Origin of the sequence: Bacillus mobilis (genome assembly GCF_001884045.1) — a bacterium.
In the GTDB taxonomy this organism is placed as follows: Bacteria; Bacillota; Bacilli; order Bacillales; family Bacillaceae_G; genus Bacillus_A; species Bacillus_A mobilis.
Genome location: NZ_MACF01000046.1, coordinates 26,966 through 41,662 on the forward strand (window position 1 = coordinate 26,966; position 14,697 = coordinate 41,662).

General features: G+C 36.8%; 17 protein-coding genes. All 17 read left to right on the top strand.

The features are described 5' to 3' along the window. The first annotated feature begins 121 nt into the window (after positions 1–121). The 17 genes from dnaJ (at position 122) to ccpN (ending at position 14,687) form a co-directional block, all read left to right on the top strand. On the top strand, positions 122–1,240 hold the full coding sequence (gene dnaJ, locus BAQ44_RS05130) for a molecular chaperone DnaJ (RefSeq protein WP_071721117.1): 1,119 nt from the start codon (positions 122–124) through the stop codon (positions 1,238–1,240). A 28-nt stretch (positions 1,241–1,268) separates the two neighbouring features. Beyond that, positions 1,269–2,207 carry a 50S ribosomal protein L11 methyltransferase gene (gene prmA / locus BAQ44_RS05135; protein WP_071721120.1) on the top strand — a complete coding sequence of 313 codons (939 nt, stop codon included), beginning with the start codon at positions 1,269–1,271 and terminating at the stop codon, positions 2,205–2,207. 144 nt (positions 2,208–2,351) lie between these two features. Then, positions 2,352–3,101, top strand: coding sequence for a 16S rRNA (uracil(1498)-N(3))-methyltransferase (locus tag BAQ44_RS05140; protein WP_001190162.1), 750 nt, complete (start codon positions 2,352–2,354; stop codon positions 3,099–3,101). Positions 3,102–3,107: 6 nt separating this feature from the next. Further along, complete coding sequence (gene mtaB, locus BAQ44_RS05145) at positions 3,108–4,460, top strand: tRNA (N(6)-L-threonylcarbamoyladenosine(37)-C(2))-methylthiotransferase MtaB (protein ID WP_061677306.1); 1,353 nt, start codon at positions 3,108–3,110, stop codon at positions 4,458–4,460. Positions 4,461–4,920: 460 nt separating this feature from the next. After that, entirely contained in the window at positions 4,921–5,094 is a 174-nt protein-coding gene (gene rpsU / locus BAQ44_RS05150) for a 30S ribosomal protein S21 (RefSeq protein WP_000048061.1), read from the top strand. Between the two features lie 15 nt (positions 5,095–5,109). After that, positions 5,110–5,553: a GatB/YqeY domain-containing protein gene (locus BAQ44_RS05155; protein ID WP_000054579.1), complete on the top strand. Its 444-nt coding sequence runs from the start codon at positions 5,110–5,112 to the stop codon at positions 5,551–5,553. Positions 5,554–5,661: 108 nt separating this feature from the next. Next, positions 5,662–5,955, top strand: coding sequence for a sporulation protein YqfC (yqfC, locus tag BAQ44_RS05160; protein WP_000732264.1), 294 nt, complete (start codon positions 5,662–5,664; stop codon positions 5,953–5,955). 178 nt (positions 5,956–6,133) lie between these two features. Continuing rightward, positions 6,134–7,333 (top strand): sporulation protein YqfD, encoded by a 1,200-nt coding sequence (gene yqfD, locus BAQ44_RS05165; protein ID WP_061677307.1) that lies wholly within the window; start codon positions 6,134–6,136, stop codon positions 7,331–7,333. A 3-nt stretch (positions 7,334–7,336) separates the two neighbouring features. Next, positions 7,337–8,296 carry a PhoH family protein gene (locus tag BAQ44_RS05170; protein ID WP_061677308.1) on the top strand — a complete coding sequence of 320 codons (960 nt, stop codon included), beginning with the start codon at positions 7,337–7,339 and terminating at the stop codon, positions 8,294–8,296. Between the two features lie 193 nt (positions 8,297–8,489). Next, positions 8,490–10,634, top strand: coding sequence for an HD family phosphohydrolase (locus BAQ44_RS05175; protein WP_000942638.1), 2,145 nt, complete (start codon positions 8,490–8,492; stop codon positions 10,632–10,634). Next, positions 10,631–11,101: an rRNA maturation RNase YbeY gene (gene ybeY / locus BAQ44_RS05180; RefSeq protein WP_000054689.1), complete on the top strand. Its 471-nt coding sequence runs from the start codon at positions 10,631–10,633 to the stop codon at positions 11,099–11,101. Before BAQ44_RS05175 ends, ybeY begins: the two co-directional genes overlap by 4 nt. Then, positions 11,098–11,451, top strand: coding sequence for a diacylglycerol kinase family protein (locus BAQ44_RS05185; protein WP_000715483.1), 354 nt, complete (start codon positions 11,098–11,100; stop codon positions 11,449–11,451). The genes ybeY and BAQ44_RS05185 overlap by 4 nt, the downstream gene beginning before the upstream one ends. Before the next feature lie 99 nt (positions 11,452–11,550). After that, positions 11,551–11,949, top strand: a complete 399-nt coding sequence (locus tag BAQ44_RS05190; protein WP_063260793.1) for a cytidine deaminase — start codon at positions 11,551–11,553, stop codon at positions 11,947–11,949. Beyond that, positions 11,942–12,847, top strand: a complete 906-nt coding sequence (era, locus tag BAQ44_RS05195) for a GTPase Era (RefSeq protein WP_061677310.1) — start codon at positions 11,942–11,944, stop codon at positions 12,845–12,847. Before BAQ44_RS05190 ends, era begins: the two co-directional genes overlap by 8 nt. Before the next feature lie 176 nt (positions 12,848–13,023). Continuing rightward, positions 13,024–13,167, top strand: a complete 144-nt coding sequence (locus tag BAQ44_RS05200; RefSeq protein ID WP_000883924.1) for a YqzL family protein — start codon at positions 13,024–13,026, stop codon at positions 13,165–13,167. Positions 13,168–13,200: 33 nt separating this feature from the next. Further along, positions 13,201–13,947, top strand: a complete 747-nt coding sequence (gene recO, locus BAQ44_RS05205; RefSeq protein ID WP_000487012.1) for a DNA repair protein RecO — start codon at positions 13,201–13,203, stop codon at positions 13,945–13,947. 107 nt (positions 13,948–14,054) lie between these two features. Further along, a complete protein-coding gene (gene ccpN / locus BAQ44_RS05210) occupies positions 14,055–14,687 on the top strand; it encodes a transcriptional regulator CcpN (protein ID WP_000583755.1) in 633 nt (210 codons plus the stop codon). The last annotated feature ends 10 nt before the right edge of the window (positions 14,688–14,697 follow it).

Here is a 14,697-nt window from a genome sequence, read left to right on the forward strand (position 1 = left end):
AAAAGTGTGAGGTTCTTAAGTTTTTTACTTTGCATACTGTAAGTGAGGAAACTTTGTTGCAAAGCACTTTCTTTCGGTGTTAAAATTACGTTTATGTGAAAGATTCGGGGGTTGTAAATTTATGAGTAAACGAGATTATTATGAGGTCCTTGGACTTAGCCAGGGTGCTTCAAAAGATGAAATAAAAAAAGCGTATCGTCGTTTGGCTAAAAAATACCATCCAGACGTAAGTAAAGAAGAAAATGCAATTGAAAAGTTTAAAGAAGTACAAGAAGCATATGAAGTATTAAGCGACGATCAAAAGCGCGCGCAATATGATCAATTTGGTCATGCTGGTGCAAATCAAGGTTTCGGTGGCTTTGGCGGCGGAGGAGACTTCGGCGGTGGCTTCGGTTTCGAAGATATCTTTAGTTCGTTCTTTGGCGGCGGTGGTGGCGGTAGACGTCGTGATCCAAATGCTCCGCGTCAAGGTGCTGACTTACAATATCAAGTTACTTTAGAGTTTGAAGAAGCTATTTTTGGTAAAGAATTAAATGTCGAGATTCCAGTTGAAGATCCATGTGATACTTGTAAAGGTAGCGGAGCGAAACCAGGAACTTCAAAAGAAACATGTAAACATTGTTCAGGTTCAGGGCAAGTAAGTGTAGAACAAAATACACCATTTGGTCGTATCGTAAACCGTCAAGCTTGTGGTCACTGTTCAGGAACTGGTCAAATGATTAAAGAAAAATGTACGACATGTCACGGTTCTGGTAAAGTGCGTAAACGTAAAAAAATCAACGTTAAAATTCCAGCAGGTATCGATAATGGTCAACAAATTCGTGTATCCGGAAAAGGTGAAGCGGGCGTAAATGGCGGACCAGCAGGGGATTTATATGTAGTTGTTCATGTGAGAAATCATGAATTCTTTGAGCGTGAAGGAGATCACATTATTTGCGAAATGCCATTAACATTTGCGCAAATGGCACTTGGTGCTGAAGTGGAAGTTCCTACTGTTCATGGGAAAGTGAAGCTGAAAATTCCAGCAGGAACACAAACAGGAACAGAATTCCGCTTAAAAGGAAAGGGTGCTCCGAACGTACGTGGATACGGTCAAGGAGATCAATATGTAGTTGTTCGTGTTGTTGTACCGACGAAATTAACTTCACATCAAAAAGATTTATTACGTGAATTTGCGGGACAAGAAGAGCAGGATGATAGTTTGTTTGGAAAGCTTAAACGTGCTATCAAAGGGGAATAATGGAAATAAAAAATGGAGTTGGTAAATTGTGAAATGGTCAGAAGTTAGTATTCATACAACAGAAGAAGCAGTAGAAGCTGTCTCTCATATTTTACATGAAGCTGGTGCTAGTGGAGTTGCGATTGAGGATCCAGCGGAGTTGACGAAAGAGCGCGAGCAACAATATGGTGAAATTTATGCATTGAACCCAGATGAATATCCGGCGGAAGGTGTATTAATAAAAGCATATTTCCCACAAACGGATTCTTTACAGGAAACGATTGCGGGTGTAAAATCATCTATTGATATGCTTCCATCTTACGACATCGAAATTGGTACTGGAAATATTACCGTTAACGAAGTCAATGAAGAAGATTGGGCTACTGCTTGGAAAAAGTATTACCATCCAGTACAAATTTCTGATACATTCACAATTGTGCCGACGTGGGAAGAATATACACCATCTTCTCCGGAAGAAAAAATTATTGAATTAGATCCAGGTATGGCGTTTGGAACGGGAACTCATCCGACAACAACGATGTGTATTCGTGCTTTAGAAAAAACAGTTCAGCCAGGTGATACGATCATTGATGTAGGAACAGGTTCTGGTGTACTTAGTATTGCAGCAGCAAGATTAGGTGCGTCTTCTGTTCAAGCGTATGATTTAGATCCGGTTGCAGTGGAAAGTGCAGAAATGAATGTACGTTTAAATAAAACAGATGATATCGTGTCTGTTGGGCAAAATAGTCTTTTAGAAGGCATTGAAGGTCCTGTTGATTTAATCGTAGCTAACTTATTAGCAGAAATTATTCTATTATTCCCTGAAGATGCAGCGAGAGTTGTGAAGTCGGGCGGATTATTTATTACATCGGGCATCATTGCTGCGAAGGAAAAAGTAATTTCTGAAGCGCTAGAAAAAGCCGGATTTACAATTGAAGAAGTGTTACGAATGGAAGATTGGGTAGCAATTATTGCACGAAATGCGTAATATAGATTTTAGTCTATAATGAAAAGGGGAGTCTCTCACTATAAAGTGAGGGACTTGCCGTTTGTTATATGAAAAATGATAACGTTTCGTTCTTTTCGTAAGTATTGACTTACGAAAGGAACGAAACTCTACTAAGGTGATTATATGCAACGTTATTTTGTAGAAGAGAAGTATGTAAATGAGACAAGTATTCGCATTGTAGGTGATGACGTACATCATATCGCAAGAGTGATGCGTATGTCAGCTGGTGATCACATTTATTGCTGTGTAAACGGAAAAACAGCCGTATGTTCAATTGATGAAATTACCAGTGAATTTATTAATACGGCTATTGTAGAATGGGTAGAGGCGTCAAGTGAACTTCCTGTTTTCGTGACGATTGCAAGTGGACTGCCGAAAGGAGACAAGCTAGAGTTAATTTTTCAAAAAGGAACTGAGCTTGGGGCAGCTGCATTCTTACCATTTCAAGCATCTCGCTCTATTGTAAAATGGGATGCAAAAAAAGCTGATAAAAAAGTTGAGCGTTTAAGAAAAATTGTGAAAGAAGCTGCGGAACAATCACATAGAAGTGAAGTTCCAGAAGTACATGCTCCGGCATCGTTTAAACAATTGCTTTCGATGAGTGGTGAGTATGATGTTTGTCTTGTTGCTTACGAAGAGGAAGCAAAACAAGGCGAGAAATCTAACTTTGCGAAAGCTTTAACGACGATGAAACCAGGTCAAAAGCTATTGATTGTATTTGGCCCAGAAGGCGGTTTAGCCGAGGAAGAGATTACAACGCTTCGTGAACATAAATTTGTACCATGTAGTTTAGGACCAAGAATTTTAAGAACAGAAACGGCGCCGTTATACGCGTTAAGTGCTGCTTCGTATCATTTTGAATTGATGGGGTGATGATCAATGTCAACTGTTGCGTTCCATACGTTAGGTTGTAAAGTAAACCACTATGAAACAGAAGCCATTTGGCAATTGTTTAAACAAGGTGGATATGAAAGAACTGAATATGAAAAGAAATCTGATGTATACGTTATTAATACGTGTACAGTAACGAATACGGGAGATAAGAAAAGCCGTCAAGTTATTAGACGCGCTGTTCGCCAAAACCCGGATGCGGTTATTTGTGTAACTGGATGTTATGCACAAACATCTCCAGCGGAAATTATGGCGATTCCAGGTGTAGATATTGTAGTTGGTACACAGGATCGCGAAAAGATGTTAGGATACATCGAAGAATTCCGCAAAGAGCGTCAGCCAATTAATGCCGTCCGCAACATTATGAAGACACGTGTATACGAAGAACTGGATGTACCTTATTTCACGGATCGTACACGTGCATCTTTAAAAATACAAGAAGGTTGTAATAACTTCTGTACATTCTGTATTATTCCTTGGGCGCGTGGTTTAATGCGCTCTCGTGATGGGAAAGAAGTTATTAAACAAGCGCAGCAATTAGTAGATGCAGGTTATAAAGAAATCGTATTAACAGGTATTCATACAGGTGGGTACGGTGAAGATATTAAAGACTATAACTTAGCTGGATTACTTCGTGATATGGAAGCGGAAGTAGGCGGATTAAAACGTCTTCGTATTTCTTCTATTGAAGCGAGTCAGATTTCAGATGAAGTAATTGAAGTGTTAGATAAGTCTGAAGTAGTTGTACGTCACTTACACATTCCGTTGCAATCTGGATCTAATACAGTATTAAAACGTATGCGTCGTAAGTATACGATGGAATTTTTCCAAGAGCGTTTAGATCGTTTGAAAGAAGCGTTACCAGGTCTTGCGATTACATCGGACGTAATCGTTGGTTTCCCAGGTGAAACAGAAGAAGAATTCATGGAAACATACAATTTCATTAAAGAGAATCGCTTCTCTGAGTTACACGTATTCCCTTACTCAAAACGTACGGGAACACCTGCAGCGCGTATGGAAGATCAAGTTCCTGAAGATGTGAAGAACGATCGTGTTCACCGTTTAATTGAACTATCTAATCAATTAGCAAAAGAGTATGCGTCACAGTTTGAAGGCGAAGTACTTGAAATCATTCCAGAAGAGCAATTTAAAGAGGGCGACCGCGAAGGGTTATATGTAGGTTATACAGATAACTACTTGAAAATTGTATTTGAAGGATCAGAAGAATTAATTGGTAAACTAGTGAAAGTGAAAATTACGAAAGCCGGTTATCCATATAACGAAGCGCAATTTGTTCGTGTTCTTGAAGATGATGTAAAAAAAGAATCAGCAAGCGCATAAATTGAAACTTTAATCAGTGAGGCATCCCCCACTGATTATCAGCCCGACCCCCACCTAAGTTCTTTATTTTCGTTGAATTTTGAGGTGGGGGTCTTACTGCCTTACTGTCTTGGTAAATAGCGGGATAAAAAGGCATGCAAACGGAAACGATTTGCATGCCTTTTTTGTGGAGAATTTAAGTGCTGAAAAAGCAGGTACATCGAATGAGTAGTTATTTAATATTTTCTTGTATTAAAAAAGGTGTAAAGATAAAAATATAGTTATCTTCAGAGGGAAAGAATAATAGCTATCTACATAGCTTTTGAACAGGGAAGGGCATCTATTCTTCTTTTATTCTGCCAAATAGTTGACCTGAAGTGATAAAATGTATTATAATCGTAAAAGACATGCTGAAGAAGGGTTTCTTTTTGCATGCTGAAATTAGTATGTAAGTGTGATGTTTCGGAGGGAGGGAAAGAGAATGTCAAAAACAGTCGTTCGTAAAAACGAGTCTTTGGAGGATGCACTTCGCCGTTTTAAAAGATCGGTTTCTAAAACTGGTACACTTGCTGAAGCAAGAAAGCGCGAGTTTTATGAAAAGCCAAGTGTAAAACGTAAGAAGAAATCTGAAGCGGCAAGAAAGCGTAAATTCTAAGAGAGGGTGTAAGTTATGAGTCTTCTCGGTCGTTTAAACGATGATATGAAACAAGCGATGAAGAATAAACAAAAAGAAAAATTAACCGTTATTCGTATGGTTAAGGCTGCTTTACAAAATGAAGGTATTAAACTGCAACATACTCTTACTGAAGAAGAGGAACTAACAGTTTTAGCTCGTGAAGTAAAACAGTATAAGGACTCCCTCCTTGAATTTAAAAAAGCTGGTCGTGAAGACCTTGTTAATAAACTGCAAAGTGAAATTCAGATTTTAAGCGCATATTTGCCGGAGCAATTAACAGAAGAAGAACTAGCGAATGTAATTAAGCAAGTTATTTCTGAAGTTGGTGCGACATCTAAAGCAGATATGGGTAAGGTGATGACTGCTGTTATGCCGAAAGTAAAAGGTAAAACAGACGGATCACTTGTGAATAAGTTGGTTATCCAACTATTAGCATAAAAAAACGTCTCATTTCGTATGAGACGTTTTTTTATGCTTTTTTTCAGTTTGGACGTGATATTACAAGCTCTTTTTTCATACATATGGGATGAGAGGGGGTCTTTTGAGATGAAAAAATTAGAACAAATGAAGAATTGGTTAACAAAGCAAATAGACCTGCCAGTGGATGTGCTAATGGATCTACCTCGGATCACGCTTGTCGGGCAAGTGCATATCTATATAGAAAATCATCGAGGTTTATTAGTGTTTTCAGATAAAGAAGTAAGGTTGTTATTAAAGCACGGTCAATTATTAATTAAAGGGCAATCCTTTATTATTAAAACAATCCTTCCAGAAGAACTTTTACTTGAAGGAATAATTGAGCAAGTGACGTTTTTAGAAAACGAAAAAAAAGAGGAGTGAGGGAAACTTCCATATGTGAAGTTTTTCTTCGTTATTTTCGTGATTCGACCTTACTATTCATTTTATCTCGCTATTTATGGGTGGTAGAACTCTTTATTTCATTTTCGTACGAGCTATTTTGCTAATTAAAGCGAAAAAAGTAGTGTGTATACTTTTGGAAAGGTAGTGGAGATAGTAGATGAAAAATAAATGGTTTATAAAGTGGCTTGGATATGTAAAAGTGCGAATTGAAGGTAGAGGAGCGGAACGGTTCGTTAACGAATGTGTGCGTAGAAAATTATTAGTTTGGGATGTTAAGAAGATTGCTGATGAAACGTTAGTTTTTTGTATGTTATTACGAGATGTGAAGAAAATAAAACCAATTTATAGAAAAAATGAATGTAAACTATATTTTATTGGGCGTTACGGTTTTCCTTTTTTGAATAAGCGTTTAATTAAAAATAGTGGATTCTTAATTGGTTTTTTAATTTTCTTTTTTGGCATGATTGCATTATCTAATATGGTTTGGAAAATTGAAATTACAGGAGCGAAACCTGAAACAGAATATATATTGATGAAAGAATTGGACAAAATGGGTATTAAAAAAGGAAAATTACAATTCCAGATGCCTAATGTAGAAGATGTACAGCGTCACTTGACAGACAATATTAATGCGATTACTTGGGCGGGACTAGAAATAAGAGGAACGACGTACCATTTTAAAATTGTTGAAAAAAACGAGCCGAAAAAAGAAAAGGAACAAAGGCCGCAAAATTTAGTAGCAAAAAAAGAAGCGATTGTGACAAAAACATTTGTTGAAGTAGGAAAACCAGTTGTCTTGAAAAATGACCATGTCGAAAAAGGGCAGCTTCTCGTATCAGGGATATACGGTAATGAGGAGAGTCCGACGATTGTTTCGGCCCAAGGTATTGTATATGGAGAAACGTGGTACACATCTGAGGTGAATGTGCCACTAAAGACGCAATTTCAAGTATATACTGGCAATGCATATAATGAGCATTACCTTGCATTTGGGAGTACGAAAATAAAAATATGGGGATTTCAACATGATAAGTATAAACGCTCTCGTACGGAAAGTGTAAAACACGATGTGAAACTATTTGGTTTTACACTGCCAATCGCGTACGAAAAAGATATCGTGCGAGAAGAGGAAGAAGCGAATCGGGAATATACAGAAAAACAGGCAATGAAAGTAGCGAAAGAGATGGCTGAAAAAGAACTAAAGAAAAAATTGGATGAACATGCTATGATTGTAAGTGATAAGATTTTGAGTAAACAGGTTGAGGCGGATCAACTAAAAGTCACATTGCATTATACTGTGATCGAAAATATTGCAGAGCCACAACCAATATCCGAATCCGATATTCAAGGAGACTGAGTAATGGCAGAACAATTAGTAGAAATGAACCAACAATTGGAAAATACTAACGAAGCAATCGCTCTTTTTGGAGTCAATGATGCTCATTTGAAAGTAATTGAACGGGAACTGAATGTATCGATCGTAACTAGAGGTGAAACTGTTCATGCATCTGGAGCAGTTGAAACTGTGACACTCGTAGAAAAAATCTTACAGCAATTACTTGTTGTTATTCGAAAAGGTGTATCAATTACAGAAAGAGATGTTGCGTATGCAATTCAGCTCGCACAACAAGGGAAAATTGCTCAATTTGAAGAGTTATATGAAGAAGAAATCTTTAAAACGGCAAAAGGTAAATCCATTCGTGTAAAAACAATGGGGCAAAGAAGATATATTCATGCAATGAAGAAGAATGATGTTGTATTTGGAATAGGACCTGCTGGGACTGGGAAAACATACTTAGCTGTAGTAATGGCTGTAAGAGCTCTAAAGCAAGGGTATGTAAAGAAAATCATTTTAACGAGACCGGCTGTAGAAGCTGGAGAAAGTTTAGGGTTTTTACCAGGTGATTTGAAAGAGAAAGTAGATCCATATTTACGTCCATTGTATGATGCGTTGCACGATATTCTTGGACAAGAATATACACAGCGTATGATGGAGCGAGGTGTAATTGAAATTGCGCCTCTAGCTTATATGAGAGGGCGTACGCTCGATGATTCATTTGTTATTTTAGATGAAGCGCAAAATACAACGGGTGCACAAATAAAAATGTTTTTAACTAGATTAGGTTTTAGTTCTAAAATGGTTATTACGGGAGACCCTTCACAAGTAGACTTACCAAAAGGGGTAAAATCAGGGCTTTCGCTAGCTTCTAACATTTTATCTGGTGTATCAGGTCTTTCGTTCATTACATTAGAACAAACGGACGTTGTGAGGCATCCGCTGGTGCAACGTATTATTGAGGCATATGATAAAATGGAATGATCCTATTTGTCAGGATCATTTCTTTTTGTATTAAGGTTGGCGAACGGCATATTTTTTACTATCATAAAAGATAAGAGAAATAAACTATAGGTACTGGTGTATCAAAGTGTTCTCTAAAAGTATCGTTGGCTAGAAGAAATGAAAGCTATAAATAGTTTCACTTTATTTCTGGAGAGGAGAAGGTATTGAAATCATGTTAAGAGCTCAAGAAATTTCTAAGTGGTTTCGTAATTTACAACATTCGAAAAAACTAAGTTGGATTTCTTACGTTTTGTTAGGAGCAGTGCTGTTTTTTGCACTTATGAATAATGTAAAACCAGAGCAATTAGATGTTGATATGTATTCTATTGCGAAAAAAACAATTCATTCTCCTATTAAAATTGAAGATAAGGTTATAACGGACAGAAAAAAACAAGAGGCTGCTCAAAAAGTCGGGGATCAATATACATATAGAAGTGAATATAAACAAAATAGAGTAGATATTGTAAATGATGTTTTTGCTAAGGTAAATGAAGTAATTCAAGAGATGAAAGCTGCTGGACCTGAAGAGCAAAAAAAGATGACCGATGCAAATAAATTAGAAAAGTTGAAGAAGAAGTTACCATCTAATTTAACAAAAGAATTATCGGATGAGAATTTATTATACTTTATTAATGCAGAACCAGATCAATTAGAATTAGCAAAAAACGCGGCTTTAACGTCTGTTAGTGTTATTATGGGTGGAAATATTAAAATGTCCGAAGAAATAGCAGCAAAAGAGCGATTTGTTAATGAAATGAAAAGCCTCAATGTGAATAGCGGCTTGAAGGAAGCTGTGAATGCGCTAGGATCATATGCGATTACAGCAAATTATTTTTATGATCCAGCTGTAACGAAAGAGAAGAAGAAAGCAGAAGAGGACTTAGTTCCACCTGTTTATATCCTTCAAGGACAAGTTATTGTTAGAGAAGGTGAAACAATTTCAAGTGATATGTATAATCAATTGAAATTAGTCGGTTTATTAGAGAAAGGTAATAGTTTTCAGCCTTATGTTGGATTAGCAGTGCTCATTGGTGTGTTACTGTACTTTATGCATAAGCAGTTTGAAGTATTTTTACAGCGCAAAAGAGAAGACCGGCCGTACATTTTAGCGTATATTACAATTTTGTCTATCACGATTGTTTTAATGAAAATTATTAGTTTGTTTCAAAAGCTTGAATATGCAGGAATTGCGTATGTTGTCCCAGTTGCGATGGGAACAATACTTGTAAAACTAATGATTGGCGATCGATTTGTATTTTTAACAAGTATGATTTTTTCTGTGTGCGGAAGTATTATGTTTAATGAAGGAGTAACAAGTACACTGAATTATAGTGTAGGTATTTACGTGCTATTAAGTTCATTATCAGTAAGCATTTTCTTAAGAGAAAAAAATCGTCGTACGATGATTTTGCAAGCTGGTATACTCGTTTCTATCTTAAATGTAGTCGTCTTAGCGGCGTTATTATTATTACGTAATGGGAATTTTTCACCTCTTGAAATTGGAACACAATTATTGATGGCTTCCGTTTCAGGTATTATCTCATCCGTTTTAGCGATGGGGATATTACCATATTTAGAGAGTGGACTTGGGATTGTATCAAGCATGAAGCTTATGGAACTATCAAGTCCGAATCATCCGCTTTTGCGTAGAATTTTGTTAGAAGCGCCAGGAACATATCACCACAGTGTAATGGTAGCGAATCTTTCTGAGGCAGCATGTGAAGCGGTTGGAGCAAATGGTGTATTAGCACGTGTAGGGGCGTATTATCATGATGTAGGAAAAACAGTACAACCGCAATTCTTTATTGAAAACCAGATGGGAATTGAAAATCCACATGATAAATTAGATCCTGTGACGAGTAAAGATATTATCATTGCTCACGTAACAGATGGAGTCAGAATGCTCGAAGAATACCATATTCCGCAAGAAATTATCGATATTGCTGGACAACACCATGGTACAACATTACTTAAATATTTTTATTATAAGGCGATTAAAGAAGATAAAGAAAAATATACAGAAGAGATGTTCCGCTATCCGGGATCAAAAGCAACTTCTAAAGAGTCGGCAATTGTTGGTATTGCTGATAGTGTTGAGGCGGCGGTACGTTCTATGAATCACCCAACGCCAGATCAAATAAATAATTTAGTACAAAGTATTATTAAAGATCGCCTGCAAGATGGGCAATTTAGTGAATGTGATTTGACATTTAAGGAACTACAAATCGTTGGAAAAACGTTATGTGAAACGTTAAATGGTATTTTCCATTCGCGTATTACATATCCGGAACTACCGGAAGAGAAGGAGAAAGAATGAGTTTATTAATTGATTTCATTGATGAAACAGAAGAAGTGAAAGAAGAATATGTGAATTTAATTCGTGAGATATTAGAAAAAGCAGCTCAAATGGAAAAAATAGAGGATGGTGCGGAGTTATCAGTGACATTTGTAGATAATGAACGCATTCGCGAGATTAATCGTGATTACCGAGATAAGGATCAGCCTACTGATGTCATTTCCTTTGCTATGGAAGAAATGGGAGAAGGAGAGATGGAAATTGTAGGTGCAGAGATGCCTCGTATGTTAGGTGACCTTATTATTTCTATTCCGAGAGCGAAAGAACAAGCTGAAGAGTATGGACATTCTTTTGATCGTGAACTTGGCTTTTTAGCGTTACATGGCTTTTTACATTTACTTGGTTATGACCACATGACAGAAGAGGATGAAAAAGAAATGTTTGGAAGACAAAAAGAAATTTTAGAGGCATTTGGATTAGGTCGATGAAAAAAGGAAAACTTATAAATAGTTTTGGATATGCTATAGCAGGTATATTCTTTTGTCTTCGTCATGAACGAAATATGAAAATTCATTATTTAGCCGCAGTCATTGTTATATGCTGCGGCTTTTATTTCCATATTACGAAAGTAGAGTGGATGGTATTACTTATTGTAATAGGAATTGTAATGAGTTTAGAGATGGTAAATACGGCTGTGGAAAAAACAGTAGATTTAGCGACTACTGATATACATCCGTTTGCGAAAATTGCAAAGGATGTCGCAGCCGGAGCGGTTTTATTGTTTGCGATAATAGCCGTTATAATTGGTGCTATTATCTTTTTGCCGTATGTGGTATAGTTGCATTCCAAAGCTTTTATTAAGCTTTGGAAGTGCCGTAAAGGCCTTTAATCAGAGAGTGTATCTATTCACAGCTGTGGACAGGAAGGATGCGGGAACATGAATAGTGAACAATTAATTCAAGAAGCAATCGAAGCGCGTAAACAAGCGTACGTACCATATTCTAAATTTCAAGTAGGTGCAGCATTATTAACACAGGATGGAAAAGTATATCGTGGATGTAATGTTGAGAATGCATCATATGGCTTATGTAACTGTGCAGAAAGAACAGCTTTATTTAAGGCGGTTTCTGAAGGAGATAAAGAGTTTGTAGCTATCGCAATTGTGGCGGATACAAAGCGTCCGGTACCTCCTTGTGGAGCATGTCGCCAAGTTATGGTAGAATTATGTAAACAGGATACGAAAGTATACCTATCAAATTTACATGGTGACGTTCAAGAGACGACAGTCGGAGAATTGTTGCCAGGAGCATTTTTAGCGGAGGATTTACATGAATAGAAAAGGTTATAAATCAGGTTTTGTCTCTATTATTGGCAGACCGAATGTTGGAAAATCTACATTTTTAAATCGTATTATCGGCCAGAAAATTGCCATTATGAGTGACAAGCCACAAACAACTCGTAATAAAATTCAAGGCGTATATACAGAAAATGATTCACAAGTAATTTTCATTGATACACCAGGAATACATAAACCTAAACATAAATTAGGCGACTTCATGGTGAAGATGGCTCAAACGACATTAAAAGAAGTTGATATTGTTCTGTTTATGGTCAATGCAGTTGAAGGATTTGGTCGTGGTGAAGAATTTATCATTGAGAAATTAAAAGAAACGAAACAACCAGTATTTTTAGTAATTAATAAAATCGACCAACTTCATCCAGAGCAATTATTAGAGTTAATCGATCAATACCGCAAACTATATGAGTTTGCAGAGATTGTACCAATTTCTGCATTAGACGGTAATAATGTGGACGCTTTAATTGGAACAATTAAAAAGTATTTACCAGAAGGACCACAATACTATCCAGATAATCAAGTAACGGATCATCCAGAGAGATTTATTATTTCAGAGCTTATTCGTGAGAAAGTACTACATTTAACACGTGAAGAAGTGCCGCATTCTGTGGCTGTTGTTATCGATGCAATTCAAAAACGCGAAGGCGGGGCAGTTTATATCAATGCAACGATTGTTGTGGAACGTCCATCGCAAAAAGGGATTATTATCGGGAAACAAGGGAAGATGTTAAAAGAAGTTGGTAAGCGAGCACGTTTTGATATTGAAGCATTACTTGGTTCTAAAGTATTTTTAGAAGTATGGGTAAAAGTGCAAAAAGATTGGCGTAATAAAATGTCTCAGCTTCGTGACCTTGGTTTCCGCGAAGACGAGTACTAAAATAGAGTAAAGCTGTAATCAGCGGATGTTTTGTTCATCCGCTGATTATTGGTTTTTATGAGTTTTGATAAATTAGGAAAAATTTTTCTCACATGAAAATGGACAAAATGGGTCAATTTAATAACAACAAAGGAAATTGGTTTATAGGCTACGCTTATTGAGAAAGGTGGATTCTTATGCTAGATTTTACCTGGAAGTTTTTCTCCAAAACAGGAAGCATTGAAACGTACTTGCTTTTGAAAGAAATGGAAAAAGACGTAAACGATGAGATGGATCAACATGAAGAGGAGCTAGCACATCTAGACTCTCCAATTTCTTGACCCGTTTTGTTCAAACCTTGGATGGTGACGAACATGTTTCAAAAAGTTGAGGGCATCGTTATCCGTACGACAGATTACGGAGAAACGAACAAGATTGTTACAATATTCTCAAGAGAATTGGGTAAGGTAAGTGCAATGGCAAGAGGAGCGAAAAAACCGAAAAGCCGGTTAGCATCTGTTTCGCAACTTATGACACATGGTAATTTTCTTATTCAAATGGGATCTGGACTTGGAACTTTACAACAAGGCGAGATTATTTCAACTATGAAAGAAATTCGCGAGGATATATTTTTAACTGCTTATGCATCATTTATTGTTGAGTTAACTGATAAAGCAACAGAAGATAAAAAACATAATCCATATTTATTTGAAATGTTATATCAAACGTTGCATTATATGTGTGAGGGTGTTGATTCAGAAGTATTATCATTAATTTATCAAACGAAAATGCTTCCGGTATTAGGGATGCGCCCGTATTTTGATACATGTGCGATTTGTCATCAAGAAACAGATTTTGTCGCCTTCTCTGTCCGGGAAGGCGGTTTTCTGTGCTCGCGTCATGCTGAACAAGACCAGTATCGTATACCAGTGGGGGAAGCTGTACATAAATTATTACGTCTTTTCTACCACTTCGATTTACATAGACTTGGGAATGTATCAGTGAAGGATAGCACAAAAAAACAAATGCGTTTAGTATTAAATACATATTATGATGAATATTGCGGGATTTATTTGAAATCAAGACGTTTCTTAGAACAACTTGATAAGTTTCAAATATAATTTGGGGCCGTATACGGTCCTTTTTACATCCTATCTTTTTCAAATAGCATATTTAGTATATAATATTTAAGAGATAGTATAACTTTTTTCGTTGTGCACTGAAGGTGGTGATTATCATAGAGCTGAATAAACGGCAAGAACATATCATTCAGATTGTAAAAGATCACGGTCCTATTACAGGGGAGTCAATTGCTGCGCAATTGGGATTAACACGTGCAACGCTAAGACCAGACTTAGCAATTTTAACGATGGCTGGTTATTTAGAAGCGCGTCCACGCGTAGGTTATTTTTATACGGGTAAAACTGGGGGGCAGCTATTATCTGAAGCTGTTAAGAAAATTAAAGTACAAGATTATCAATCTAGACCGGCTGTAATTGATAAAAATGTATCAGTATACGATGCGATTTGTACGATGTTTCTAGAGGACGTAGGTACATTATTCGTTGTAGATCAATCGACTCTATTAGTTGGCGTTGTATCTCGTAAAGATTTATTACGAGCTAGCCTAGGAAAGCAGGATTTAACCTCTCTTCCGGTTAATATTATCATGACAAGGATGCCAAACATTGCGATGTGTCGTAGAGAAGATTCTTTATATGATATTGCGATGGAATTAATAGAAAGACAGATTGATGCGATGCCAGTTGTAAAAGATACGAAACAAGGTTTAGAAGTGATTGGACGAATTACAAAAACAAATATTACACGTGCGTTTGTAAACTTAGTAAATAACGAATAAGTGTAATTTG

Excerpts from the sequence above, each read along its gene's own strand:
- dnaJ (WP_071721117.1), top strand. The coding sequence starts at position 122 with ATGAGTAAACGAGATTATTATGAGGTCCTTGGACTTAGCCAGGGTGCT.
- BAQ44_RS05140 (WP_001190162.1), top strand. The coding sequence starts at position 2,352 with ATGCAACGTTATTTTGTAGAAGAGAAGTATGTAAATGAGACAAGTATT.
- mtaB (WP_061677306.1), top strand. The coding sequence starts at position 3,108 with ATGTCAACTGTTGCGTTCCATACGTTAGGTTGTAAAGTAAACCACTAT.
- rpsU (WP_000048061.1), top strand. The coding sequence starts at position 4,921 with ATGTCAAAAACAGTCGTTCGTAAAAACGAGTCTTTGGAGGATGCACTT.
- BAQ44_RS05155 (WP_000054579.1), top strand. The coding sequence starts at position 5,110 with ATGAGTCTTCTCGGTCGTTTAAACGATGATATGAAACAAGCGATGAAG.
- yqfC (WP_000732264.1), top strand. The coding sequence starts at position 5,662 with ATGAAAAAATTAGAACAAATGAAGAATTGGTTAACAAAGCAAATAGAC.
- yqfD (WP_061677307.1), top strand. The coding sequence starts at position 6,134 with ATGAAAAATAAATGGTTTATAAAGTGGCTTGGATATGTAAAAGTGCGA.
- BAQ44_RS05170 (WP_061677308.1), top strand. The coding sequence starts at position 7,337 with ATGGCAGAACAATTAGTAGAAATGAACCAACAATTGGAAAATACTAAC.
- BAQ44_RS05175 (WP_000942638.1), top strand. The coding sequence starts at position 8,490 with ATGTTAAGAGCTCAAGAAATTTCTAAGTGGTTTCGTAATTTACAACAT.
- ybeY (WP_000054689.1), top strand. The coding sequence starts at position 10,631 with ATGAGTTTATTAATTGATTTCATTGATGAAACAGAAGAAGTGAAAGAA.
- BAQ44_RS05185 (WP_000715483.1), top strand. The coding sequence starts at position 11,098 with ATGAAAAAAGGAAAACTTATAAATAGTTTTGGATATGCTATAGCAGGT.
- BAQ44_RS05190 (WP_063260793.1), top strand. The coding sequence starts at position 11,551 with ATGAATAGTGAACAATTAATTCAAGAAGCAATCGAAGCGCGTAAACAA.
- era (WP_061677310.1), top strand. The coding sequence starts at position 11,942 with ATGAATAGAAAAGGTTATAAATCAGGTTTTGTCTCTATTATTGGCAGA.
- BAQ44_RS05200 (WP_000883924.1), top strand. The coding sequence starts at position 13,024 with ATGCTAGATTTTACCTGGAAGTTTTTCTCCAAAACAGGAAGCATTGAA.
- recO (WP_000487012.1), top strand. The coding sequence starts at position 13,201 with ATGTTTCAAAAAGTTGAGGGCATCGTTATCCGTACGACAGATTACGGA.